Source organism: Streptomyces triculaminicus (assembly GCF_017349075.1).
GTDB classification, from domain to species: Bacteria; Actinomycetota; Actinomycetes; order Streptomycetales; family Streptomycetaceae; genus Streptomyces; species Streptomyces triculaminicus.
Map to the genome: position 1 here is coordinate 13,270 of NZ_JAFMOF010000008.1, position 22,089 is coordinate 35,358.

At 70.1% G+C, this 22,089-nt stretch carries 26 protein-coding genes and 4 pseudogenes; 17 read left to right on the forward strand and 13 right to left on the reverse strand.

All coding sequences use genetic code 11. From position 1 onward, the window contains the following. Nucleotides 1–15 precede the first annotated feature (15 nt). Genes J1792_RS32770 through J1792_RS35595 form a run of 5 tightly spaced genes read left to right on the forward strand, consistent with a single transcriptional unit; the run spans nucleotide 16 to nucleotide 4,148 of the window. Nucleotides 16–1,125 (forward strand): DegT/DnrJ/EryC1/StrS family aminotransferase, encoded by a 1,110-nt coding sequence (locus tag J1792_RS32770; protein ID WP_179198734.1) that lies wholly within the window; start codon nucleotides 16–18, stop codon nucleotides 1,123–1,125. Continuing rightward, nucleotides 1,118–1,855, forward strand: coding sequence for an SDR family NAD(P)-dependent oxidoreductase (locus J1792_RS32775; protein ID WP_086566292.1), 738 nt, complete (start codon nucleotides 1,118–1,120; stop codon nucleotides 1,853–1,855). Before J1792_RS32770 ends, J1792_RS32775 begins: the two co-directional genes overlap by 8 nt. Continuing rightward, nucleotides 1,855–2,955 carry a hypothetical protein gene (locus tag J1792_RS32780; RefSeq protein ID WP_207248899.1) on the forward strand — a complete coding sequence of 367 codons (1,101 nt, stop codon included), beginning with the start codon at nucleotides 1,855–1,857 and terminating at the stop codon, nucleotides 2,953–2,955. The genes J1792_RS32775 and J1792_RS32780 overlap by 1 nt, the downstream gene beginning before the upstream one ends. After that, on the forward strand, nucleotides 2,952–3,929 hold the full coding sequence (locus J1792_RS32785; protein ID WP_086566294.1) for a radical SAM protein: 978 nt from the start codon (nucleotides 2,952–2,954) through the stop codon (nucleotides 3,927–3,929). The genes J1792_RS32780 and J1792_RS32785 overlap by 4 nt, the downstream gene beginning before the upstream one ends. A gap of 12 nt (nucleotides 3,930–3,941) precedes the next feature. Further along, nucleotides 3,942–4,148, forward strand: coding sequence for a methyltransferase (locus J1792_RS35595; protein ID WP_307843158.1), 207 nt, complete (start codon nucleotides 3,942–3,944; stop codon nucleotides 4,146–4,148). Here the strand turns inward: J1792_RS35595 and J1792_RS32795 are convergent. Then, on the reverse strand, nucleotides 4,123–4,719 hold the full coding sequence (locus J1792_RS32795; protein WP_086566295.1) for a TetR/AcrR family transcriptional regulator: 597 nt from the start codon (nucleotides 4,717–4,719) through the stop codon (nucleotides 4,123–4,125). The genes J1792_RS35595 and J1792_RS32795 overlap by 26 nt on opposite strands. A 93-nt stretch (nucleotides 4,720–4,812) precedes the next feature. Between J1792_RS32795 and J1792_RS32800 the strand changes: the two genes are divergently transcribed. The 3 genes from J1792_RS32800 to sp36 all read left to right on the forward strand — a co-directional run bounded on the left by J1792_RS32800 (nucleotide 4,813) and on the right by sp36 (nucleotide 6,517). Beyond that, nucleotides 4,813–5,238 (forward strand): nuclear transport factor 2 family protein, encoded by a 426-nt coding sequence (locus tag J1792_RS32800; RefSeq protein WP_207248900.1) that lies wholly within the window; start codon nucleotides 4,813–4,815, stop codon nucleotides 5,236–5,238. Then, complete coding sequence (locus tag J1792_RS32805; protein ID WP_086566297.1) at nucleotides 5,235–6,089, forward strand: NmrA family NAD(P)-binding protein; 855 nt, start codon at nucleotides 5,235–5,237, stop codon at nucleotides 6,087–6,089. Before J1792_RS32800 ends, J1792_RS32805 begins: the two co-directional genes overlap by 4 nt. 251 nt (nucleotides 6,090–6,340) lie before the next feature. Then, the gene (sp36, locus tag J1792_RS32810) at nucleotides 6,341–6,517 is read left to right on the forward strand and encodes a Sp36 family protein (RefSeq protein WP_207248901.1); all 177 of its coding nucleotides are present in this window, start codon (nucleotides 6,341–6,343) and stop codon (nucleotides 6,515–6,517) included. A gap of 39 nt (nucleotides 6,518–6,556) precedes the next feature. Here sp36 and J1792_RS32815 read toward each other — a convergent pair whose 3' ends face one another. Continuing rightward, nucleotides 6,557–7,156 carry a GNAT family N-acetyltransferase gene (locus tag J1792_RS32815; protein WP_086566299.1) on the reverse strand — a complete coding sequence of 200 codons (600 nt, stop codon included), beginning with the start codon at nucleotides 7,154–7,156 and terminating at the stop codon, nucleotides 6,557–6,559. A gap of 241 nt (nucleotides 7,157–7,397) precedes the next feature. Here J1792_RS32815 and J1792_RS32820 point away from each other — a divergent pair, with 241 nt between their 5' ends. Together J1792_RS32820 and J1792_RS32825 are read left to right on the forward strand one after the other, a co-directional pair. After that, the gene (locus J1792_RS32820; protein WP_143587547.1) at nucleotides 7,398–7,919 is read left to right on the forward strand and encodes a hypothetical protein; all 522 of its coding nucleotides are present in this window, start codon (nucleotides 7,398–7,400) and stop codon (nucleotides 7,917–7,919) included. 64 nt (nucleotides 7,920–7,983) lie between these two features. After that, nucleotides 7,984–8,793 carry a hypothetical protein gene (locus J1792_RS32825; protein ID WP_086566301.1) on the forward strand — a complete coding sequence of 270 codons (810 nt, stop codon included), beginning with the start codon at nucleotides 7,984–7,986 and terminating at the stop codon, nucleotides 8,791–8,793. 89 nt (nucleotides 8,794–8,882) lie between these two features. On the opposite strand, the gene J1792_RS34880 is transcribed toward J1792_RS32825, so the two are convergent. From J1792_RS34880 to J1792_RS32845, 4 genes and pseudogenes are all read right to left on the reverse strand, one after another. Further along, nucleotides 8,883–9,254: an outer membrane protein assembly factor BamB family protein gene (locus tag J1792_RS34880; protein WP_242705192.1), complete on the reverse strand. Its 372-nt coding sequence runs from the start codon at nucleotides 9,252–9,254 to the stop codon at nucleotides 8,883–8,885. A 62-nt stretch (nucleotides 9,255–9,316) separates the two neighbouring features. Continuing rightward, nucleotides 9,317–10,093 (reverse strand): annotated as a pseudogene (locus J1792_RS34885) (PQQ-binding-like beta-propeller repeat protein); the annotation flags it as partial. A gap of 304 nt (nucleotides 10,094–10,397) precedes the next feature. Continuing rightward, complete coding sequence (locus J1792_RS32840; protein WP_207248903.1) at nucleotides 10,398–10,673, reverse strand: nuclear transport factor 2 family protein; 276 nt, start codon at nucleotides 10,671–10,673, stop codon at nucleotides 10,398–10,400. After that, nucleotides 10,655–10,819 (reverse strand): nuclear transport factor 2-like protein, encoded by a 165-nt coding sequence (locus J1792_RS32845; protein WP_207248904.1) that lies wholly within the window; start codon nucleotides 10,817–10,819, stop codon nucleotides 10,655–10,657. The genes J1792_RS32840 and J1792_RS32845 overlap by 19 nt, the downstream gene beginning before the upstream one ends. A 280-nt stretch (nucleotides 10,820–11,099) precedes the next feature. Between J1792_RS32845 and J1792_RS32850 the strand changes: the two are divergent. Then, nucleotides 11,100–11,459: pseudogene (locus tag J1792_RS32850) on the forward strand (helix-turn-helix domain-containing protein); the annotation flags it as partial. A 6-nt stretch (nucleotides 11,460–11,465) separates the two neighbouring features. On the opposite strand, the gene J1792_RS32855 reads toward J1792_RS32850, so the two are convergent. Next, on the reverse strand, nucleotides 11,466–12,032 hold the full coding sequence (locus J1792_RS32855; protein ID WP_086566304.1) for a DUF6817 domain-containing protein: 567 nt from the start codon (nucleotides 12,030–12,032) through the stop codon (nucleotides 11,466–11,468). Nucleotides 12,033–12,208: 176 nt separating this feature from the next. On the opposite strand from J1792_RS32855, the gene J1792_RS32860 reads away from it, so the two are divergent. Continuing rightward, entirely contained in the window at nucleotides 12,209–13,117 is a 909-nt protein-coding gene (locus tag J1792_RS32860) for a LysR family transcriptional regulator (RefSeq protein ID WP_086566305.1), read from the forward strand. A 146-nt stretch (nucleotides 13,118–13,263) separates the two neighbouring features. Here the strand turns inward: J1792_RS32860 and J1792_RS32865 are convergent, their stop codons facing one another. Beyond that, nucleotides 13,264–14,532 carry a ricin-type beta-trefoil lectin domain protein gene (locus tag J1792_RS32865; protein ID WP_307843159.1) on the reverse strand — a complete coding sequence of 423 codons (1,269 nt, stop codon included), beginning with the start codon at nucleotides 14,530–14,532 and terminating at the stop codon, nucleotides 13,264–13,266. Nucleotides 14,533–14,657: 125 nt separating this feature from the next. Here J1792_RS32865 and J1792_RS32870 point away from each other — a divergent pair, with 125 nt between their 5' ends. From J1792_RS32870 to J1792_RS32880, 3 genes are all read left to right on the forward strand, one after another. After that, entirely contained in the window at nucleotides 14,658–15,278 is a 621-nt protein-coding gene (locus J1792_RS32870) for a hypothetical protein (RefSeq protein ID WP_207248906.1), read from the forward strand. Between the two features lie 203 nt (nucleotides 15,279–15,481). Continuing rightward, nucleotides 15,482–16,135 (forward strand): TetR/AcrR family transcriptional regulator, encoded by a 654-nt coding sequence (locus tag J1792_RS32875; RefSeq protein WP_207248907.1) that lies wholly within the window; start codon nucleotides 15,482–15,484, stop codon nucleotides 16,133–16,135. 50 nt (nucleotides 16,136–16,185) lie between these two features. After that, on the forward strand, nucleotides 16,186–17,604 hold the full coding sequence (locus J1792_RS32880; protein ID WP_207248937.1) for an MFS transporter: 1,419 nt from the start codon (nucleotides 16,186–16,188) through the stop codon (nucleotides 17,602–17,604). On the opposite strand, the gene J1792_RS32885 is transcribed toward J1792_RS32880, so the two are convergent. Together J1792_RS32885 and J1792_RS36035 are read right to left on the reverse strand one after the other, a co-directional pair. Further along, nucleotides 17,590–17,949: a hypothetical protein gene (locus J1792_RS32885; protein WP_207248908.1), complete on the reverse strand. Its 360-nt coding sequence runs from the start codon at nucleotides 17,947–17,949 to the stop codon at nucleotides 17,590–17,592. The genes J1792_RS32880 and J1792_RS32885 overlap by 15 nt on opposite strands. Before the next feature lie 34 nt (nucleotides 17,950–17,983). Beyond that, nucleotides 17,984–18,064, reverse strand: a pseudogene (locus J1792_RS36035) (transcriptional regulator); the annotation flags it as partial. Nucleotides 18,065–18,090: 26 nt separating this feature from the next. Here J1792_RS36035 and J1792_RS32895 point away from each other — a divergent pair. Then, on the forward strand, nucleotides 18,091–18,450 hold the full coding sequence (locus J1792_RS32895; RefSeq protein WP_086566309.1) for a hypothetical protein: 360 nt from the start codon (nucleotides 18,091–18,093) through the stop codon (nucleotides 18,448–18,450). A gap of 62 nt (nucleotides 18,451–18,512) precedes the next feature. Here J1792_RS32895 and J1792_RS32900 read toward each other — a convergent pair whose 3' ends face one another. Together J1792_RS32900 and J1792_RS32905 are read right to left on the reverse strand one after the other, a co-directional pair. Further along, nucleotides 18,513–18,836 carry a hypothetical protein gene (locus tag J1792_RS32900; RefSeq protein ID WP_143587550.1) on the reverse strand — a complete coding sequence of 108 codons (324 nt, stop codon included), beginning with the start codon at nucleotides 18,834–18,836 and terminating at the stop codon, nucleotides 18,513–18,515. Beyond that, complete coding sequence (locus J1792_RS32905; protein WP_179198737.1) at nucleotides 18,836–19,000, reverse strand: hypothetical protein; 165 nt, start codon at nucleotides 18,998–19,000, stop codon at nucleotides 18,836–18,838. The genes J1792_RS32900 and J1792_RS32905 overlap by 1 nt, the downstream gene beginning before the upstream one ends. Nucleotides 19,001–19,316: 316 nt before the next feature. Here J1792_RS32905 and J1792_RS32910 point away from each other — a divergent pair, with 316 nt between their 5' ends. Continuing rightward, entirely contained in the window at nucleotides 19,317–21,383 is a 2,067-nt protein-coding gene (locus J1792_RS32910) for a dynamin family protein (protein ID WP_143587551.1), read from the forward strand. 181 nt (nucleotides 21,384–21,564) lie between these two features. Here the strand turns inward: J1792_RS32910 and J1792_RS32915 are convergent. Next, nucleotides 21,565–22,073, reverse strand: a pseudogene (locus J1792_RS32915) (DinB family protein). Nucleotides 22,074–22,089 lie beyond the last annotated feature (16 nt).

The window sequence follows — 22,089 nt, forward strand, 5'->3', positions numbered from 1 at the left end:
GGAGGCACACACCCCGTGACGACAACACAGCGACACCTCCAGGAACGCATCGAGGCCCGCATCCGCGACAACCTGGTGGGCCTGGTCGACAGCAAGCAGTGGAACATCTACCGCGGGCGGTTCGTCAACGCGGTGGAGGCCCACGCCCGGGAACTCGTGGGCGTGCCCTGTCTCACCACCAACGCGGGCACTTCCGCCATAGAGCTGGCCCTGCGCGCCCACGGCATCGGACCCGGCGACGACGTGGTGATCCCCAGCTCCACCTTCGTCGCCACCGTCCAGGCGGTCCTGCTCACCGGCGCTCGCCCTGTGCTGTGCGACGTGGACGACGCCACGTACAACCCCGAACCGGAACACGTGGCGGCGGCGCTGACCCCCGCGAGCCGGGCAGTGCTCTTCGTCCACACCTTCGGCAACCCCTCCGGCGCCGCTCGGGTGGCGGCGTTCTGCGCCGGGCGAGACCTGATCCTGCTGGAGGACGCCGCCCAGGCGTTCGGCGGCCGGATCGGCGGCCGGCCGGTCGGCACCCTCGGCTCCGGCGCGGCCTTCAGCTTCAACAGCTCCAAGCCCATGAGCTGCGGCGACGGTGGGATGTTCGCCACCGGCGACCTCGAGGTCCACCGACGGGCGAAAGCCATCCGGCACGCCGGACTGCGCGAGGTGCCCGACGGCCGCTTCCTGGCCCACGAGATCGGCGGCAAGTCGCTGATGACCGAGTTCCAGGCGGCCGTCCTCGAACCGCAGATGGACCTGTTCGACGAGTTGTCGCGGGTCCGTACCGGGGCCGCGATGTCGCTGCGCGAGGCGCTGCCCGAGGTGTCGCCGCACGCCCGCCTCCAGCGGGTGGACGACGACGCGGTCAGCGCCTGGCAACGGGTCGCCATCACCCTCGACACCCCGGCCCGGGCCGAGGAGACACTCGCCCGCCACCCCTGGCTGGAGCGGTTCTACGCCGCGGCCCTGGTGGACGAGCCCGTCGTGGCCCGGCACGCCGTCTTCACCGACGACGTCGCCCACCGCTGCCGCGATCTGTGGGGACGCCTCATCGGCGTCACCCTGTGGCCGTTCCAGGACTTCGGCGACGTCGTGGCCAAGGCCCTCGAGGCGAAGGGAAGCCATGTCTGACCCGGCGGACCCGGCCGACCCGACGTGGGCCGCCGGCTCGACCCTCCTGGTCACCGGCGGCGGGGCGGGCATCGGGGCCGCGGTGTGCCGGGCCTTCGTCCGGGCGGGCGGTGAGGTGATCAGCCTCGGACGCTCCCCGGCCGAGGGCCCCGGCGTCCGCAACCACCTGGTGGACCTCGGCGACGCCGAGGCGCTCGACTCCGTACTCGCCCACCTCGCGGACACCGGCACCCCCGTCCGCTATCTGGTCAACAACGCCTCGCTGCGGCAGACCCGGCCGCTGCCCGACGCCGACCGCGGGCACTGGCGCGAGACCTTCGAAGTGAACCTCTTCGCGCCCATGGAGATCTGCCGGACGGTCGGCGGCCGGCTCCCGGCCGGCGGCGCCGTCGTGAACGTCACCTCCAGCGCCGCCCGCCACCTCAGCCCCGGCACCGCCGCCTACGCCGCGTCGCAGGCCGCGCTGGAGGCGGCGTCCACCGTGCTCGCCCGCGAACTCGCCGACCGGGGCGTCCGCGTCAACACCCTCGCACCCGGCCCGACCCGGACCCCCGGGCTGAGCCGCGCGGTGCGCAGCGGACAGTCCCTGGACGAGGTACGGCTGGCCGAGCGCATCCCGCTGCGGCGACTGGGGCGGGCGGAGGAGATCGCCGCGGTCGTCATGTTCCTCCTCTCCCCGGCCGCCGGTTTCGTCACCGGACAGGTCCTGCCCGCGAACGGAGGCCTGTGATGCCCGCCATCGCCCTGCGCGCCCGCCGGGACGGCCGGCAACCGCCGCACGGCCTGGACGCGGCGGCCGGCACGGCGTTCGCGGCCGACCTGCATCACTGGCGCCGGCAGGCAGAGGAGGACTGGCGTGCGCTGGGCGGTCCGGACGAGGACTCGCCGGTCTCCCGCACCGTCCCCGGATACCTGCTGGACCGGTACGCCTTCCGCGCGTTCATGCGCGCCGCCTGCGGGGTACGGATCGCCGACCGCTTCGCCCGCCCCACGGGGCCGCAGGCCGCACGCTGGGAAGAACTGACCCGGTCACGGCTGCGCGGCGCCCCCAGCGTGGGGCTGGCGCCGGTACGGCTGACGGACCCGGTCACCGACACCCCGCTCGTACGCGACCTGCTCCGCCGCTGGCGAGGCCACCTGGCCGCGCTCGGCATCGACCACGACCCGGCGCTCTTCCGACCGCCCACCGGGCAGAACTGGCTGGACCTGTACCGCGCCTCCGCCCTCTACCCGTTCTACCCGCCGGCCGTCCTCGGCCCGTCGTTCATGGAGCGGATCAGCGCGCGGCAACGCGACGAGATCCTCGCCACGCACGGCCCCACCGGCATCATGAGCCTCTACACCTTCCTCCTGGAGTCGCACGAGGACACCCACCGCGCCCAGCGCGGCGAACCCCTGCTGTGCGAGTACGTGCTGGCGATCCTGTGGTGCCGCTTCCTCGACGAACACGACCAGTGGTACTGGGAGCGCAACGAGGACACCGGTGTCTCCCTCAACGTCGAGGAGCCCTACGTACGCCGCGTCCATCTGGCGGACGGGGCCCTGCGTGCCCTGTTCCGCGACACCGCGACCGGCGTCCACGAGGTGCTGGGCCCCACCGCCTACGACGAGTTGTGCCTGACGGGGTGGCTCTTCGACGCCCGGGCCATCGCCTACCGCGACTATCTGGAACTCATCACGCTGCGTCTGACCGGCCACCCCCTGCACGACCGGCTGGCCGCGCTCACGACCGCGCTCGACGACCGCCTGGCGCAGCGGCCCCGGCCCGATGCCGGCGACACCGCCGGCTCCGCGGACCCCGCCGACCCAGCAGAAGGGACGCACCGTTGACCCCGACCGACCCGGCAGGGCTGCCCGGCACCGCCTACCTCTCCCTCCAGAACCCCTGCAACGCGAGCTGCCCGATGTGCCTGAGCTGGCGCGACGACAGCGCCCTGCCGATAGCGGCGGTCCGCGACACCGTGCGCGCCCTCGCCGACCAGGGCTGGCAGCGGCTGATCTTCACCGGCGGGGAGTTCGTCACCTACCCGGGCTACGACTCCCTCCTCGCCCTCGCCACCGACCTCGGTCTCGACCACGGGTTCATCACCAACGGCACCGCCCTCGACCCCGCCTACGACGCGCTGCTGGACTCCCCCGGGCTGACCAAGGTCGTCCTCTCCCGGGACTTCGCCGACCCCGCGCGGCACGCCAAATGGCGCAAGCTGCCGGAATTCTCCGACGAGACCATCGCGGACGTCTTCGCCCGGCTGTCCGGCCGCGGCGTCTTCTGCCAGGTGAACACGGTGCTCATGCCGTCCAACGCGGACGCCCTGGTGGACTTCCCCGCCCTGCCGTTCTGGACCAGCCTCCACCTGTGGCACCTGATCCCCGTCAAGGGTCCGATGGCCAGGCGGTGGACACACGAGGCGCGCGAGCGCTTCGCGGCCACCGCGGAGGCGCTGGAGCACGGGCCGGGCCCGGGACCGACCCTGGTGACGCCGCTGCCGTCCGGCTTCGCCGAGCTGCCGCTCGCCGACATCCGCGGCTCACGCCCCACCGAAGCCACCGTCCAGGGGCGTTCCTGCGCGGTGGAACGTGCCCAGATCTACGTCGACGCCTCCGGCCACGTGCTGCCCTGCAACTCCATCGCCTGGGAGGAGCGCAGGACGGTCGGCTTCGGCAGCCTCCACGACGACCCGGCACATGTCATCCTCGACCGCCGCCGCCGTGCCCTGGAATCCGACCACAACAGCGAACGCCGTGGCTGTCACGCCTGCGATCCGCTCAACTTCGCCGTGAACGCGAGCGCGTCCAGGGTGTGAGCGCACGGTCCCGTGCCTCGGCGGGCTGTCCCGGCCCGCCGAAGGCTGAGACTGTCTGACCCTGCCGGCCGTTCCCAACAGCCGGGCCTGAACGAAGTCCCCACCGGCGGTGACCTGTACGTGCTCAAGAACATCCTGCACGACTGGCCCGACGAGGACTGCCTGCGCATCCTGACCGTCTATCCGGTGGTGCTCAGGGTTCCAGGACTCTGGCGGTGAAGGCTGCCAGGTGAGCCCGCATCTGTTCACGGGTCGTCCCCTCCCGGCCGACGAGGTGTTCGACGAGGTCGGCGCGGGTGGCGGCAAGCAGAGCATGCGCGGTGAAGTTGCTGTCGGCGAGTCCGGGAACCCGTTCCAGCGCGGCCTGGAGCGTGCCGTGCCACCGCTCGTAGTGCTCTGCCGCGTAAGGACTGTCGCCACCGGTTCCCTCGAGTGCCAGGGCAAGGTGCCGGTTGTCGATCTTGAAGCACAGGACGGCATCGAGGAGAGCGGATACGCGCTGGAGCGGCGGGGCGGCCGGCCCCAGAGGTGGCGTCCCTTCTTCGATGGCGCGCCGGATCGGTGCGAGCCGCATCTCGTACAGCGCATGGATCAGGCCGGTGCGGTCACCGAAGCCGCGAAAGAGCGTTGCCTTGCCGACGCCGGCCGCTGCCGCGATGTCGGCCATGGTGACCGCCTCGGGGCTGTCGCAATCGGCGAAGAGGGCATCGGCGGCCGCGAGGACGGCCTCCCGGTTACGAGTGGCGTCCGCGCGCGGCTTGCGCTCGGGGCGTTCGGACCGTTCGGGCATGAGGCTCCTCCTTTACAAAACGGACCCCGGGTCCGTATCGTCGGGCCCCATGAAACGGACCCGGGGTCCGTATCGTACGGGACGGAGTAACTCATGAGCGCGAGCACCGCACCGGCGGATCTGTACCGCCACGGCCTGCGACTACTGCTGGACAAGGACATCCCCGCCTGGGTCGACCTGTGGGACGAGAACGGGATCTTCGAGTTCCCCTTCGCGCCGGAAGATTGGCCCAAGCGACTGGAGGGCAAGGCAGCCGTCGCCGACTACATGCGCGGCTACCCCGACCACATAGACCTCCACGACTTCCCCTACGTCGAGATTCACCAGACCACCGCCCCGGAGACCATCGTCGTCGAAATGCGCGGTGTGGGCCGTCTGGTAGACACCGACAGCCCCTTCGACATGTCCTACATCGCTGTCGTCACCATCAAGAACGGCCTCATCACCCGCTACCGCGACTACTGGAACCCGCTCGCCGTCCAGAACACCGCCGCCGACTTCGCCGGGAGCAACCGATGAACGAACCCCAAGAGTTCACCCTCGTCATCGGGGCCACAGGTACCACCGGCAGCCGCGTCGCCGCCCAGCTGGCCGCCGGGGGCAGGCACGTCAAGGCCGCCAGCCGACGCGCCACCCCCGTGGACGGATCGCGTTCCGTACGGTTCGACTGGGGCGACCCCGCGTCCTTCGAAGGCGCCCTGGAAGGCACGGACCGGGTCTACCTCATCCCACCGCTCGGCGATCCGGACCCGGCAGCCGTCATGTTGCCCTTCCTGCATCAGGCCCGCAGCGCAGGGGTCCGCCGCGCGGTCCTGCTCAGCTCATCGGCGATCCCCGCCGGCGGCCCTGCCGTGGGGCAGGTCCACCAGGCCCTGCCCGGCCTGTTCGACCAGTGGGCGGTCCTGCGGCCCTCGTGGTTCATGCAGAACTTCACCGGCAACCACACGCACGCCCGGACCATCAGAGCGGACGGAACCATCCACACAGCGGCCGGCGACGGCCGCGTCGGGTTCGTCGACGCCGACGACATCGCCGCTGTCGCCGTGCACGCACTGACCGAGACGCAGGCCCCCGACACCGACCTGATCATCACCGGACCCCAAGCACTGAGCCACAGCGACATCGCCGCCATCCTCACCGACGTCACCGGCCGGACCGTCACCCACCGCAGGCTGACCTACGAGCAGATGCGCGACCGCCTGGCCGCCGACATCCCCGCCGAGTTCGCCACACTGCTCGCCGACATGGACCAGGCCATCGCCCAAGGCGCCGAAGACCGCACCACCGACACCGTCCAACGCCTCACCGGCCGTCCACCGCGCACCTTCCGCGCTGTCGCAGAACGGGAACTGGGCCGGCTCCGGAGCTGACATTCCCGATTCCCACCGCGGCGAGGGTGCAAGTGAAGCGATGACCTGACGGGCTCGAGTGGAGACATCACCCAAGGCTGGGTATCGTCAAGTAGGCGTTTTAGCCGGATGCTGTCGGCGTGCAGGCATTGGTATCAAAAGCCAGAACGGCACGCCCACACATGGCCATCCCGCTGCGTTTCGCTTCGGCATTCACACCCCGATTCCCCAGCACTACGCCGCAGGCCGTGGCCGCGCCCGCCCATGCCACGGTGGCGGCCGTACCCACGGTCGCGTGGGAATACGCGACCGCGCCGCTCCTCCCGGGGACGACCAAGCAGATTCTGGACTTCTGGGGCGCGGACGGCTGGGAGCTCGTTCAGGTCGTCCCGAACCCCGCCAACCCGGGTCAGCTCGTGGCCTATTTCAAGCGGGCGCTGCCGGCGTAAAGGTCGAATCTCGGGGGTTCACGGCCGGCCCGAACGCCATCAGCTCTCGCCCCGCGCCTCCCGCCACATCGACCAGAGAGTCGGGCCGCCCCCGGGTACGTGGATCTCGCCCCGCACGGTGAACCCGAAGCGCTCGTAGAAGCCGATGTTGGCCTGCTTCGACGATTCGAGGTGTACCGGCAGTCCGGCCGCGTCCGCCTTGGCCAGGCCCGAAAGAAGCAGGGCGGCGCCGTGTCCGTTGCCCTGGGCTGCCGGGTCGGCGCCCAGCACCGCCAGGTACCAGTGAGGCTCCTGGGGGGCTGCCTCGCCGACCAGTTCCAGCATTTCTCCCAGCCGGGCCACGTGCTCGCCCAACAACCCGTCGATACGGGCCAGCGTCCCCTCGTCCGGGTGCTGCTCGGCCGTACCGGGCGGCGTCCAGAAGGCCGCTGCCGCGTCGGTGCGTTCACAGTGACCAAGTGGGCCGTACTTGTGCGTGAGCATGACGTCGAACCACTCGGCAAGACGCTCCCCACGCCCATCTTCGTCGGGGAAGAACCACAGCATCATCGGATCGTCCCCGAATGCGCGGGCCAGGATGCGTGTGATCTCAGGGGTGTCGCCGGTCTCGATCGGCTTGGGTGTGTTCGGTGACTGCATGCGACCAACGTAGGTTCCAAGATCCTTCCGGCACATCGGTCGTTCTGCCGATACCCGGGCCCCGGGTACGGCCCCCTGCAGCGCAGGGACGGCACACAGGCCGCCCCCTCGAGAGACACACGACTGACCGGATTCCCACCCGAACACCTGTCACTTTGAGTGGCGAAACGATTACCCTTTGTAGGGTCTCTCCTTGGTGCGCTCACGCCCTGCCTGAGCAGGCGAACACGGAGGAGCAGACATGCATGCTTGGAGGACGGCGGCCGCCGCCGCGTCGATGGCGATCCTGGTGCTCATCGGCGGCACCTCCCCCGTCGCGGCGAGAGGAGCGGCGGCCCCCGACCCGTCCGCTCCGGCGACCGTGCCCGCCGGGCAGGGGGCCGCCGAGGGCCACGTGGAAGCCGGGAAGTCCGGCTCGGACGCGGACGCGTCCGCAGTGATCCGCTGTGAGGGACAGGTGCAGCGCCCGCACAACTCCACCCACGTGCCCGGCACCATCAACGTCGTCGTGACGGTCTCGTGCACGGCACCGGTGCCGGAGATCACCACCCGGGCGGCCCTCTACAAGAACGGACAGCTTGTCAATCAGTCCGCGCTGAGGACACAGAGGAACACCCGAAGCGGCCAGAACAACGCGGCCGTGAGGTGCAGCTCCGGCAACTACCGCGGCTGGATGTACTTCAAGGTCGTCTTCCCGCCCGGCTACCAGCCGCCGACCGGCTCCGGCAACGGTCTCGGTCAGGAAGTGCCCATCAGCTGCTGATCCCCTGCCGCCGGAGGGGCGGCACCGCGTTGCACGGGGGCGCCGCGGGGGAAGAAGTTCTGGCATGCACCCCACCCCCACCCGGATCCTGCACCGGCGCGTGACGCAGCTCGACGCGGCATCGGACCTGACCGCCGGCACGGACGCCGGGCTGCGCCATTTCGCCTCCGTCATGACGGGGTGGACCGAGCCCGAGATGACGGCTCTGGCGGGCGGTCCGGCCGTCCTGGCCCCGTCCGAGGTGGAGGAGGCGGACGAGACGGTCGACGGCTGCCTGCTGTTGGGCCGGCTCGTCCGGGACGAGGCGAGTCTCGTCCGGGGGCCTCTCGACCGGACGCGCCAGCACTGGATCGGCACCAGCCCGCACGAGCTGGTGCCGCACCGGTGGCCCGGCCTGGACCGGGAGCGGTTCACCGCGCCCGGCGGGGACGCCGGCCCTCCCAGTACGAAGCCGTTCCGCCTGGGGCTCTACACGTCCACGGCGCGGCATGACGGGCCGGGCATGTGGCGGATATACCTCGACCTGGGGTCGAGTCTCCATCCCCGACCCTGGCAGACGTGGCAGTTGCCGGTCACCGATCCCGCCGCCGATGTCCTCGAAATCGGCGGCGCGGGCGACTGGGCGGCTTTCGTCGGGCGCTATCCGCTCGTCCACGGCAACGACGTCTACCCCGATTGGGCCAAGGTCGCCCGGGACTTCGCCGGGGTGCACATGACGCTGCGCGCGATCGTCGCGGCCCAGGGGTTCCGCATCCCGGTGGCGGACGGCCTGGCCGCGGCGCCGTTCTGGGACATCGAGTCGGTGCTGTGGCTGCGCTGGTGCTTCGACACCCCGCGCCTGGTAGAGGTCACATCACCCCACGTCCGGCCGTGACGGGGGCCGGCTCCTGACTCTGCTCGCCACCGCTACGGGCCGGCCTGCACCCGACCCGTACGTCCCTGCGGCCTGCAGGGGGAGCGCGGTCACAGTCGGATGGCCTGGATTCCCTCCGAGGACAGCGCGTACAGGACTCCTGAGGCGATGTACGGATCGGCCATGATGGTGGAGGTGTCGGGTAGTTGCCACCGAGGTCTGCCGGTGCGGGCGTCGTAGGACCACATGTTCCCCGCGTGGGTCACGATCACGTCGTCGCCGGCAACGTAGGGGCGTGACGAGCACCTCGTCATGCGGTCCACCCGCCACAGCTGCTTGCCGGTCTCTGCGGACACTGCCAGGACGTAACCGCGGTAGCCGCCCAGGCCGAGGATGCTGTCGGATCCGAATTCCAGGGCCGAGGTGACGAACACCCGGCCGGCGTGCTGGGTGACCAGCCGCTCGCAGTAGCCCTCGGCCACGGTGCGTCGCCAGCGCCGGTCGCCGCTGTGGGGGTCGTAGGCCGCCAGGTCACCGCGAGGGTGCAGACGTACACGGCGCTGCCGTCCTCAGCGACGGTGATCATCCCGTCCATGGCGGGGACGCGCCACTGCCGTCGGCCGGTTTCGGTGTCGTGGGCGCACAGCCGGTACTGCTCGTCGAGCAGGTAGAGGGCACTGCCGCCCGGTGCGACAGCGACATGTTCCTCGCCCCCGGGCGCCGGGATCTGCCAACGCACCGTACCGGTGCGCGGATCCAGTGCGCTGAGGGGGGGGTCGGTTCTGACGTCGTCCAGTTTTCCGGCGCGGGCCAGGAGGAGCTGCTGCCTGCGGAGTGACTCGAAGACGCTGGACGATTCGGCGGTCCAGCGCACCCTTCCGGTGCCGGCGTCCAGACCGCACAGGACACCGGGTGCGAAGGGTGCTTCGTCGTCGGTGTTGCGGTGCAGTCGGATACAGACGGTGGAGCCGAGGACCACCGGCGCGCTGGGCGCTCCGTTGCCGAGCGGCTCGGTGACCCACAGCCGCCGCCCGTCTTCGGACCGGAAGGCCATGGCGGTCCCTGTGGAGGAGACGAGGTAGACGGTTCCGTCGGAGACGGTGACGCCGCTGGGGTCCCAGTACTCCACTCCGACCTGCTTGTCCCATCGGCTGCGGCCGGTGGCGGTGTCCACGGCGAGGAGGCCGCCAGGCTGGTCGGTGGTGACGAAGAGGCAGCGCCCATCGCTGCTCATGCCGTAATAATTCAGCTTCTTCGGTGCAGTGAAGGACCACAGCGCTGTGCGCTGCGGCGGGGCGGGAACGTCCTTGTCCCGCCGCATTTCCCAGCCGGTGTAGCCACCGGCGCCGAGGACTCCCGCGGCCGCGGTCAGGAGAAGAGCCCGCCGCGACGGGAGACGGTTGTTCGAATTCAGGGACACGCACGGAAACTTACCGTGCAGTCTCGCGAAGAAAGGCCGCTCGTCGAGTCCCTCAAGGTGACGTGCCGGCCCGCCCCCGTGCCGTAGCTCCCGCGAGCCATCCGGCTCGGCGGCCGCGGGTTCACCTGGCCCAGCACTGCGGTCGGATCGACGACGTGGCACGTGGGAGATGACGCCGGTGGACCGCCGACGAACAGGTCGGGAATCACCGCTGCGGAACTTCGCCGAAGACCATGCGGTGCCCGCGGGCTGTGTCCGTGTACTCGCGAACTCGGTGGATCAGCCCGTCGTGGAGTTCGAAGACGAAGCAGAAGTCGTTGACGTAGTGGTTGCCATTGGCGAGCGTCGCCGCCACGGTCGCCTCTGCAACCCCCCACTCGCCGTCGGCGTGGAGGTGGTGGAGGGTGACATCGAGGTCACGCGCGAACAGGCGGGGGAAGTCCTCGGCGAAGAAGCGCACGATCACCGCCCTGCCCACCATGGGGCCTGGGGCGTCTTGAGCGCGACGGCGGTGGCGTTCCCGGGAGGCGACAGCCATTCGGCGTCCTCGGTAAGGACTGAGAAGATCTGGTCAGGGTCGCGGCTGACGAGTGCCCGGAGGGCGTTCTGGATGACGGTGTTGGTCATGGATCCACTGTCACCGTCGGTGCGCAGCGGCGTCTTGGACAAATGTTCCGACCGCTCCCGTTCTACCGCTCCCGTTCTACTGTGGGCACATGCGATCCGCGGTATGCGAGCGTGGTGGGGCTGTGGCTGGGTGGGAGGTCGTGAGGCCGCCGGGGCCCAGCCGGTTGGCGGGTGTCAGCATGGCCGGATTCCGCGATCGTGACGGAGGCCCGGTCGACATGCGGGTGGTGCCGCATCCGGCCGTCACAGTGGTTTTGGAGTTCGGTGCCGGGCCGCTCGCCGCGGCCGGGTCCGGATCGAGGAACTGGCGGCCGAGATCGGTTGGAGCCGCAAGCGCCTGTGGAGCCGGTTCCGGTCGCAGATCGGGCTTCCTCCCAAGCGTGCCGCGAAGTTGGTCCGCTTCGACCACGCCGTCCATCGCCTGGCCCTGGGTGAAAGCGCGGCCCGGATCGCGGCGGACAGCGGCTACGTCGACCAGTCCCACCTGCACCGGGACGTCCTGGCGTTCACCGGAGTGACTCCGGCGACCTGCGCCGGCGACACGGGGCTGGCGGTGGACGGCATCGCGTACGCGGAGTACGGCGCCCTCCCGCTGCGGCTGTCCCGTCTCGCGCCACCTGCCATGGCTCTTCACCTGTGATCCTTCTCAGCCCTGCGCGGGTGCATCAGGAGCAAGCGCCGTGCGGCAGGCCGACCAGGCGGATCGGCTCAGCATGGGGCGGAAGCGGGTGAACAGGGCCAGGAGTTCGGGTCCACACTTCTCCCGGAAGGAAGGATCGATGCCGGCGAGGTCGAGTTCGTTGGCGGCGGACAACTCGGCGAAGTCTCGTCGCAGTTGCCATTCCGGAGCGTAGACGCGGCCGGTGAATCGGTCGCGGAAGGCGGCGTCGGTGGCCGTGAAGGCCGGATAGGTGGCCTTCCGGTCACACGAGGCGTAGAGGAGCACGACGGCTTCGGCCTCGGCACCGATCATCATCGCGAGTTCGGCGCGACGGTCCAGCGTAAGCAAGGCGGTGGGAAAGCCGTCGGTGCCGTAGAACGCATGACACAGGCCTGCGAGCTGCAGCGCAGGCCGGGCATCCCATGCAGCGAGTCGTCCCTGGACGCGCTGGAGGTGTGCGAGGAGAGTGCCGCCCGGGTGGGCGATGGCCGCGGCACCGAGTTCGCGCAGGAGCGCGGTGGCCTGGTCGGCGGCGGAGGAGGAAGCAGGCATGGCGGTGTCCTTCCTGCGCTCGGGTCGGCACCCGTCCGTGCCTTCGCCTGTGGTCCGGACACCGCGAAGACGCCGGACGGGTTGCCGCCCTGGGCCCTGCACCGATCCTCCCCAACGTCCTGACCCCCAGTCAATCCTGAGGATTCATCGCCATATCCAAGCTGTAGCTTGGGTGTATGACTCTGGACGACCTTCGCGTCTTCGTGGCCGTGTGCCGAGCGGGAAACCTCAGCGCTGTCGCCCGGGATCTGGAGTGCACACAGTCGGCGGTGAGCCAGCATGTGAAGCGGCTGGAACGAGAGACCGGCGTCAGTCTTCTGGAGCGCCAGCCGCGGGGTGTCGTGCCCACTCAGGCGGGGCGCGTCCTGGAGGAGGCCGCCGCCGACAGCCTTGCCGGCCTGGACCTGGCCCTGCGACGCATCGGAGACCTTGTCAACGGCGACAGCGGCTCCGTGCGCGTCGCCACGGGCGGTACGACCGTACGGCACTTCATGTCCGAGGCCGTCGTCGCCTTCCGGCAGCGCTACCCCAAGGTGAGCCTGGAGTTCCAGACAGAGACGTCCGGTCGGCGGTGTTTCGACGCTCTCACCGCCGGCAACCTCGACCTCGCCTGGGTCACCATCGGCGACCCTGTGCGCGGCATCGAGCAGCGCCCCGTCGTCGACCTGCCCTGGGTGCTGGCCGTCCGTGCCGACGATCCGCTCGCCGGCCGCCCTCGTGTCGGCACCGCCGATCTCACCGGCATCCGCCTCATCCGGCTCCCCCGGAACTCCACCTCGGGTGCCCGCCTCGACGCCGCCTTCGCCGAGCTGGGCGTCCGGACCAGCTCCGACACCAGCGTCGCCGACTGGGACACCGCTCTCCTGCTGGCGGAGCTCGGCCTCGGCCGGGCCGTCATACCCGCCATGCCAGGCCGGCAGGTACCCGGCGACGGCCCCCTCCGCCTCGTGCCCCTCCCCGACCTGCCACCGCTCCCGGTCGGCTGGGCCGTCCGCCGCTGGGACGCCCTCACCCCCCTCGCCAGGGCCTTCGCCGACACCGTCGCCCGCCATTGCGTGTCGAGGGCGATGACGGGCCCGAACTGAAGGAGGAACTTCGGACCGTAGGCGAGAACGGGGACCACTCCGTCCTCGCGGCCCGGCGGCCGCCGGTCGGTGCCGGCGGCTGCATGACGGCGCGGAGGGGCCGGACAGGCCTGCTTCCCGTCCGGCCTCTCCGCGTGTGCCAGGCGCTACTTCGGGGTGACCCAGAGCTGGCGCTTGTTCGTGTTCGGGGTGTACAGCTGGATCTTGGTGCCGTTGGCGGTCCTGCCGCCGGTCACGTCGAGCACCTTGCCCGATGCGACGTGCACGATCTGGCCCTTCGTGTTCACCGACCACCGCTGCGACGGCTGGCCGTTGCAGTCGTAGAGGCTGATCCTGTTGCCGTCAGCGCTCGCGTTGCGCGCGTTGTCCAGGCACTTGCCCAGCGCGCGGAAGGTGCCGTCCTTCCCCAGGATCCACGACTGCGCCACGCCTCCGTTGCACGTGTAGAGCTGGATCTGCGTGCCGTTGGCCGCGGTCCCGCCCTTGACGTCGAGGCACTTGTCGCCGATTCCCGTCACCTTGCCCTGCGGGGGGACCGCCGCACCGGCGCCCGTGGCGAGGAGGCGCAGCCCCTGTACGTCGAACTGCTGGACGTAGGAGCCCGCGCGCTTGTCCTGATAGCCGCTGGTGATGCTGCACATGACCGGCTTCTCACCGGAGTCGCTGCCCTTGGCGCAGTCGCCTTGCTTCGCGCTGCGGTCCGCGTGCGTCAGCCCTATCGTGTGCCCGATTTCGTGGCTGACGTGGTTGCGCATGTACGTTTCGCCGCCCCAGGAAGGCAGGGGTTCGCCGTCCGCGGTGAAGAACTCACTGTCGATGTACGCGTGCCCGCTGGTCACGGTGTCGGGGACGGACGACGCGGTGAATCCGCAGCTCAGATTCTTGACCCCCGATCCGTCCCGCACGACCTTCCATCCCTTGTTGTTGCTGCCGTCCGCGGGCGGCAGGCAGGGGCGCTTCACGAGACCGACGACCACCTCGCCCTTGGGCCTGACGTAGTCCCAGCCCACCGGCTTGGTGTCGACGGTGAAGGGCAGGCCCGTGATGCGCTGCAGGTCCGCGGCCGACGCCTTCGCGTAGCGGGCCAGCCGGTCCGCGGACTTCTGGTCGTAGAACTTGACCGTGTAGCCGGTCGGCAGGTGCTTGGTCGCGCCGGAGAACTTCCATCCTTCGCCCTGGGGCGGCGCGGCGGCCGCCACCGCGACGGCGGCCTTCCTCTGCACGTGCGCCGTATTCAGCGACATCACACCGTTCTTGAACGTCGTCCCGTCGGTGTCGGAGGTTCCGAAATCCTCCGGGCCCTCGTCGTTCGCCTCCGCGGCCGCCGGTGTCACGGTCGACTGTGCGGCCTCCGGCTGCTCGTCCTGCGTGCCGAAAGCGCTGGGTGAGATCTGCAGACCCGCCGCGATCGCCACCGCGGTACATGCGGCGACGACAGATATTCGATACGTGCCTTTAAGTCGCAAGTCCCCGTTGGCCTTTCACTGAAGAATGCTCGTAAGGCCCCGGCCTGTGCCAGGCAGGTAACCGAGGCAAGGAGATGATAGGGACGGGTCTGACGTCCACCGGGGGCGGGATCAGGCTCAATCCCAACAATGGGGTCTTCCTCACCGCGTCGAACCCCGGAGGGCCGGGCTGGGACATCTCCGTCGACAACCAGAGCGACGAACCGCGCACCGTGACGCCTCTCGTGATCTGCGCGGCGGATCCGTCCATCACCCATCAGGTCGGCACCACAGCGAATGGCCCCACAGCTGAGAGCGCGGCGACGTGTCCGGCGGGCCAGTTCGTGGCCGGCGGCGGAGCCGTCGCCAAGGCCAAGAACTACCTCAGCCTGTCGATCTCCGACGCAAACCACTGGTTCGGCCGCGCCAAGAACGTCAACACCATCTTTACCGGAGTGGTCGCATTCGCGCGTTGCTCCAACCGGCCGCACTCCGCTGCGAACGGCGACCCCGTGACGCTGCAGCCAGGAACAACGGGAACGTCCCAGGCGCAGTGTCCAGACGGACAGGTACCGACTGCGGGCGGGGGAAGCGGCCACCCCAACGTTCTCCACAACGCGTCAGCCCCCACGGCGACCGGGTGGTCCCTGCGCGCCACGAACACCGACAACGTGCCGCGCCTGGTGGTCGCTCATGTGGTCTGCACCGCACCCTGAGCTGTACGCCTTGCCGATGCGACGCCTTCGCCTGCCCTGCGGCAGCAGAAGGGCTGCCGGCCGACTGCCGGCCGACGTCACACCAGCGTGACGTCGAGCGCTGGGCGGCGGGCGACCTCGGCTTCTTCGAGGGAAGCAACCTGACCCCGCCCCGGCAGCGAGCGAGGTAGACACTGTCTACCCCCATCAGGTAGACAGTGTCTATGGAAAGCGATAACTCCCTTCGGGAGCGGTTGATCGACGTCGGAGTGGATCTCGTGACGACCACGGGTTCGGAGTCGTTGGGGCTGCGCGAGATCGCCCGTCGCGCGGGGGTGTCGCATGGGGCTCCGCGTCGGTACTTCCCCACACTCCACTCCCTGCTCTCCGCGATCGCCCGGCGCGGCTTCGAAGACCTCGGGGCCCGGTTCTCGGGGGCTGTCGCCGACACGGCATCGCCGAGGGCTCAGTTGCAGGCGGCCGCGCGGGTGTACGTCGGGTACGCGCTGGAGTGCCGTGGAATGTTCGAGCTGATGTTCCGTCACGATCTGCTCGACAGCGAGAAGCAGGCATCGGACGGGCCACGGCTTCGGGAATCGACCCTCCCCCTGTTCGAGCACTTCGTCGCGCTCGTCGCCCAGTGCCGGACGGAGCAGGACACCGCGAAGGCCGGCGGGCCGGGCACGGACGCTCCCCCGCCCGCCGTGACGGCCGCTGCTCTGTGGGCGAACCTGCACGGCGTCGCCCAACTGTGGACGTGGGGCAGCCTGCAGCTCACCCTCGGCACCGAACCGCCCGACGATGCACCTCGTGGCGACCGACTCGACCGGCTCGTCGCGGCGGTGCTGGACGCTCACCTGGGCCCGGTGGCCTCGTGATCGCCCCCGCGCAGCGGCACGTCGCGCTCCTGGCCGGCGTGGCCGGCGCGATGCTCGTCGCGCTGGACGGCACGGTGCTGCTGGTCGCGCAGCCGAATCTGCAGCGTGACCTCGGCGCGAGCGTGGCGCAGGTGCAGTGGACGAGCACGGGCTATCTGCTCGCGGTGGCCGCGCTTCTCGTCATCGCCGGGCGTCTCGGGGACCGGTATGGGCACCGGCGGCTGCTGTTCGTCGGCGTGCTCGGGTTCGGGGCCGCCTCGGGCGGTATCGCGCTCGCGCCCGGGGTCGGCTGGGTGATCGGCCTGCGCGTCGCGCAGGGCGTGTTCGGCGCACTGCTCCAGCCGGCGACACTCGCGTTGCTGCGGCTGACGTATCCGGCGGACCGGCTCGGCAGGGCGGTCGCCATTCGGACCAGCGCGATCGCGGTGGCTGCGGGGGCCGGTCCGGTACTCGGGGGTGTCCTTGTCGCGCACCTGGGCTGGCGTGCCGTGTTCTGGATCAACGCCCCCGTCGCGCTCCTGATCGCCGCGCTCACCCTCGCCGTCCGGGCGCCTGTGCCGGAACGCACCGGCTCCCAGCGGCTCGACCTCACGGGCGCGGCCCTGCTCGCGATCACGCTCGCGGTCCTGGTCCACACCCTGGCCGGCGTACCGGCGCACGGGTGGACCACCGCGCCGACGCTGCTCGGACTCGCCGCCGTCGCGGGCCTCGCAGCCGTGCTCGCCGCGCACGAACGCCGCAGTGCGTACCCGATCGTGCCGCGTGCCGTGGCGCGGTCCGTGCCGGTGGCGGCGTCCATGGTGATGCTTCTGCTCACGGGCGCCGGCATGTTCGGTGCGCTGTTCACGGCCACGTTCTACCTCCAGGACGTACTCCGCCTCGATCCCCTCGCCTGCGGCTTGCGCGTCCTTCCGCTGACCGCGTTCATGGTCCTCGGCTCACCCGTCGCCGGTATCGCACTGCGCCGGTATGGCCCGCGCCGCAGCGCGATCGCCGGTACGACTCTCGTCGTCCTGGGTATCGCGGGGCTGTCCCGGCTGGGTCCGACGAGCACGTGGATGGCCATGGGCGCGACGTTCGCGGTGCTCGGCGCGGGGTGGGCCACCGTGATGGTCACCGCCACGGGGACCGTCGTCGGTGACGCCCCACCCGGGTACGCCGGGGTCGTCGGCGGGCTCAAGCAGACCGCCATGAACATCGGGCCGGCCTTCGGCATCGCCGTCGCCGCCGGCGTGACCTCGGTCGGCTCCCCTGACACGGCCTCGGCGTCCGCCCCGGCGATGGGTGTCACGTTGCTGATCCTGGCCGGATTCGCGGCCCTCGGCCTGCTACCGGCATCTCTGCTGGCCCCTGCCCGGACTACCGAGCGAGAGCTGCCGCGACCACCCCGGCCGGCACCCGCTCACGGTACAAAGGACAGGTGTGGCGAACCCGCTCCCCCGGTCGGTGACGCCTCACGCTGCGGGTGACCACGGGGCCCAGGGAAGAGCCTCACGCCAACCGGGTCGCCCGTAGGCCCAGGCCTGAAGCACCTCAGTCACAGGTTCTACGGCGAAGGTCTCGTGCTCGCGGGGTACCCATGCCTGGAAGTGCCTGTCCGGCCCTCCCTCCCGGTATTCCACCTGACAGCTCAGGTCGTCGTTGAGGTAGACCTGCATGAAGTGCTGGTCGGCAGGTTCCGCGTCGAGCCGCCTCACGACGACAAAACGCCACGTAAGGCTCATGTCGGCCAGCAAGTCGTGAAGTTGTTCCTCGGACGGGTCGTCCCAGGTCGTTCCGTCCGCCTCAACCGCTTGAAGTACTGGTGCTGCCATGCAGGTGACTCTAGTGGCCGATCAAGCCCTTGACCTCGGTGGGCTCGGCTACGTGCGGACCGGCCAGGCGCACGTAGCGGTGGCGGTCCTGCCGTTCCTCGGCCGGCAGGTTTCCGCACATGCAGGTGCGACGATCTTGGTATGAACACCTCTGAGCCGTTGCCTGCCGCGGAGAGCGCCTTCATGCTCAACGCGTTCGAGATCGACATCCTGCCCGGCGTGCGCGGGGACTTGGACGAGCCGCTCGCATCAGCTGCGCCCGAGGAGCTGCTCCGCGTCCTTCTTCCGCTCGTCGACAGGGGCTGGATCGAGGTGTGCCGCGTGATTCCGTGGGCGGGTCCGGACGGGCGGCGTGGTTTCCAGGCCGGCGCGCCCCTTGCACGTGAAGAACTGCCGAAGGTCCTGGCCGATGCCGCCAACTGGGAGTACCCCGGCAGCGGCGACTGGATCGGCTGCCTGACCCTCACCCTCACTGCCCAGGGTCGTCGGATTCCCTGGTGAGCGGCCGGTGGTCCCACCTCGGTGACACCCCGGACCATCCCGCATGCGCGGGGAGCAGACCTTCAGCGCAGCTTCGATCGCCTGCCACCCGGGCGTGCCTTCCCTGCGCGGGCCCGAGCCCGCTCGGGCAGGGCCGAGAGGTCGCGGTTGAGCCACCGCTCGGCCTGCGCCCATGCGGCCCTGGCCATGACGGCGCGCAGCCGCCCGGGCAGTGCCGCGCACTGCCGCCGGCACCGCTCGCTGCCGCAGTGCAGCGGGGAGGCCTTCGCGCCCGACCGCGGGTACTCCATCGACTTCGGCGGCAGGTAGACACAACCACAGACCATGCATGTGAACACCGGGCGCATCGTCGACTGCTCCCCGGCCGCTTCTTCGCTCGTGCTCATCAGCTCTCCGTCCCCGTACCGCTGCAGTGTGAGCAGGCCGAGACGAACCTGTGGGTGACGGCGACCTGGTTGCCGTTCTCGTCGAGCTCGACCGAGTGCTGCTCCTTCTCGGTCACCGCATCGCCGTTGCAGGCGCCGCATTTCCGCTCCCGCCCACCGGACATCGCCGGCCCCCTTCTTCCGAGGTCGCCCCGAGGCTATCGCCGGAGCTTCCTCACGGACAGGTGGCGAGCCCTGGCGCAGCAGGAAGACGGTGTCCTTCCCTTGACGGCATGCAGGCACAGTTCGTCGACCCGAACGGGGTGGACCGCGGTGTCGCCGACGGTCGCTCTTCGCCTGGGGCTGCTTCCGGACCCTGCCCACACTGTGAACAGCGTTGCGTCAGGTGCCGGGCACGCCGGCCGGGGCCAAGGTAACGGAACGGGGTCGAGGTTACCGAATCGGCCACGTCGCTCTTCGGCCAAGGGCTATACCGGTGGCGTGACTGTGCCAAGGGATGTGGACGAAACGCGCGGTGAACTGCGCGATGTTCTCGACCGGTCCGAGGCGTGGCTGCGCGATGCGGCCGCCCTCCCCGAGGTTCCGGGAGAATGGCCGGAGGAATTACGCGGGGAAGCCTCGACCGTGAAGCGGCTGAGGACGCGTGCGGCCTCGACCCTGATCAACGTGGCGCTCCTGGGGGCCTTCTCATCCGGCAAGAGCTTCCTGCTCAGCGGCTTGCAGGGCGGTCTGGAACTGGTCGAAGTGCAGACCGCCGACGGCCAGACGGCGGACAAGTTCGTGGGGCTGCTGCCGTCCTCGCCGGTGCCGACCACGGCCTGTCCGGCGAGCGTGGTACCGGTGGACGGCCAGTCCACGGTCGACGCGTCCGGGACCGGCTATCTGCGGGTGCGCTTCACCGACTCCGCCGACGGCGAGTGGGAGGACGTCGGGAACTCCCCGGCCCCGTCCGTGGTCGCGGCGTACGCGATGCAGGACGCGGACGTCACCGACCGGCTCAGGGAGCACCGGGGCCGTGAGGTCGCCGAGGTCGAGGTGCTCCTGGCGGACGCCAGGCTCCCTGCGAAGTTCTACGACCTTCCCGGCTACGGCTCCCCGAATCCCGTCCACGACATGATCGTCAGGGCCGCGATGGCCGATGCCGACTGCTTCATGTACGTCTCGCACGCCAGCCGGACGCTCTCGGAGAGGGACCTCGACCTCATCCGCTTCCTCTACGAGCACTATCTGCTCTCCGGCAAGCGGGTCGTGTGGGTGGTCACCGCCATCGACTCGGCATCGAACCTCGATCTGCGCAACGTCGTCGAGTGGAAGGCGACCATAGCCCGCAACAACAGCTACCTGAGGGAGAATTTCACCCTCCCCGACGGCCAACCGGACCTGGGTTTCATAGGCGAGGGTTTCCTCCCCGTCTCCCCCGCCCTGGAGGCGCGTGCGGCCAAGTTCGAGGCCGAGGAGGCCGAGGCGCCCGCACGGCGGTATCGTGCGGAGAGCCGGATGGACACGCTGCGTCAGGCGATCGAGGACCTGATCAGCACGGGAACCGGTACCCGGCACATCGCCGCCGTGGCCGCCGAAGCGCGTGTCCTGCTCGTTCCCCGGCTGCGGGTGGTCGAGGACCGGCTGCGGGCCGAGCGGCTCGAGGTCGACGGGCTGAAGGAACTGCTGGGCGCCCAGCAGCAGCGGCTGATGCTGCTGGACCGGGAGCTGCCGCAGTTGCGCGAGCAGCTCGAGCGCAAGCTCCAGACCCGCATCGGGCGGGCCGTCCGGCCCTTCGGCCGCCTGGCCGCCCATCTGCACGCCGCGTTGGACTCCACCATCAGGCGGACCGACGTCAGCAAGCCGGCCAAGGCGAACCAGGTCCAGGTGGCGAAGTCGCAGGCGCTCCGGGCATGGATGGAGGCCCCGGCCGGTCCGGCAACACTGTGGACCGAGCAGTTCGAGGCATTCAAGCAGGACGTGGTGCAGGCCGTGGAGCACGTCTTCGGTGACAAGGACCTCGCGGGACGGCTTCCCGACTCCGTCTTCGACGTGAACGATCTCTCCTTGCCTCAGCGGCCGCATCGCGCGACCAGTGCCCAGGACGTGGTCCAGCGTGCGGCGGCCCTGGTCGGCATCGCCACCCCCGTCGCCGCGGGCGGGACCTGGCTGTACGGTCTGGCGGCGGCCGGCACCGTCTTTCCTCCCGCCGGGTTCGTCGCGGGCACGGCCGCGATGGTCTTCATGGGAATCCAGTACCGCAAGAAGAAGATCAGCTCGCTCGAGGCCCTCCAGGAGGAGTGGATCAGCGCCATCGACGCCGAAGTCGCCGCGGTCAAGGAACAGTTCGCACTGTCCGCCGGCGTCCAGGGCACCGACGTCATCGACCACCTGAGCGACAATCTGGCGCAGTACCGGGAGCAACTGGAACAGACACGCGACTTCGTACGGCAGCGCATCGCCCACCCCGAGAACCAGGTCCGGCAGGGCCTGATCGAACAGCTCGAACCGGTCTACGAGGAAGGCCGGGCGCTCATAGAAGCGCTGCGGACCCTGGAGAAGGCCTGACAGGTCTGGAGGCGAGGGCGGCGAAGGACGCCAGCGGGGCGATCTGCCCATGCCCTGGCGCAGCTCGGTGCGGATTGCCGCACCGCTCCTGCGCGGGCCGGGCCGGAAGGGGCACCACGTGATGCGGCAAGAGGCTGTCAATGCGGAGCGGATGGACGGCTCTGCAGCGGCTCCTGCAGGCTCAGGCGCCCACAGTCCCGTCGACACCCTCACGCAGAAAGTCCGCGTGCCCGTTGTGGCGGCCGTACTCCAGGAGCACGTGCACCATCACCATCCGCAGCGATACGTCCTCGCCCCATCTTGGCTGATGCCCGGCCCGGTCCAGGGACTCGGCCTCCCGCTCGATGCGACGCGAGTTCTCCACCTCGGCCTCCCAGGCCACGAACGCCTCGTCCCTGGTCGACGCGCTCGCATCGTACGCCGCCTGGAAGTCGATCTCGTCGGACCAGACCATGGGCGCGTCGTTGTCCTCGAACACTCGACGGAACCAAGCGCGCTCCACCTCCGCCATGTGACGCACCAAACCGAGCAGCGAAAGCGTGGACGGCGGCATCGACTGCTGCCGCAGCTCCTCGTCGGAAATCCTTCGCACTTCATGGCGAGGGTCGCGCGGTGGTAGTCGAGGAAAGCCCGCAGCATCTCGCGTTCGCTTCCAAAACTGGGCGGTCCTATGCGATTGTCGCTGGTCACTGGCCATGCTCCTCAT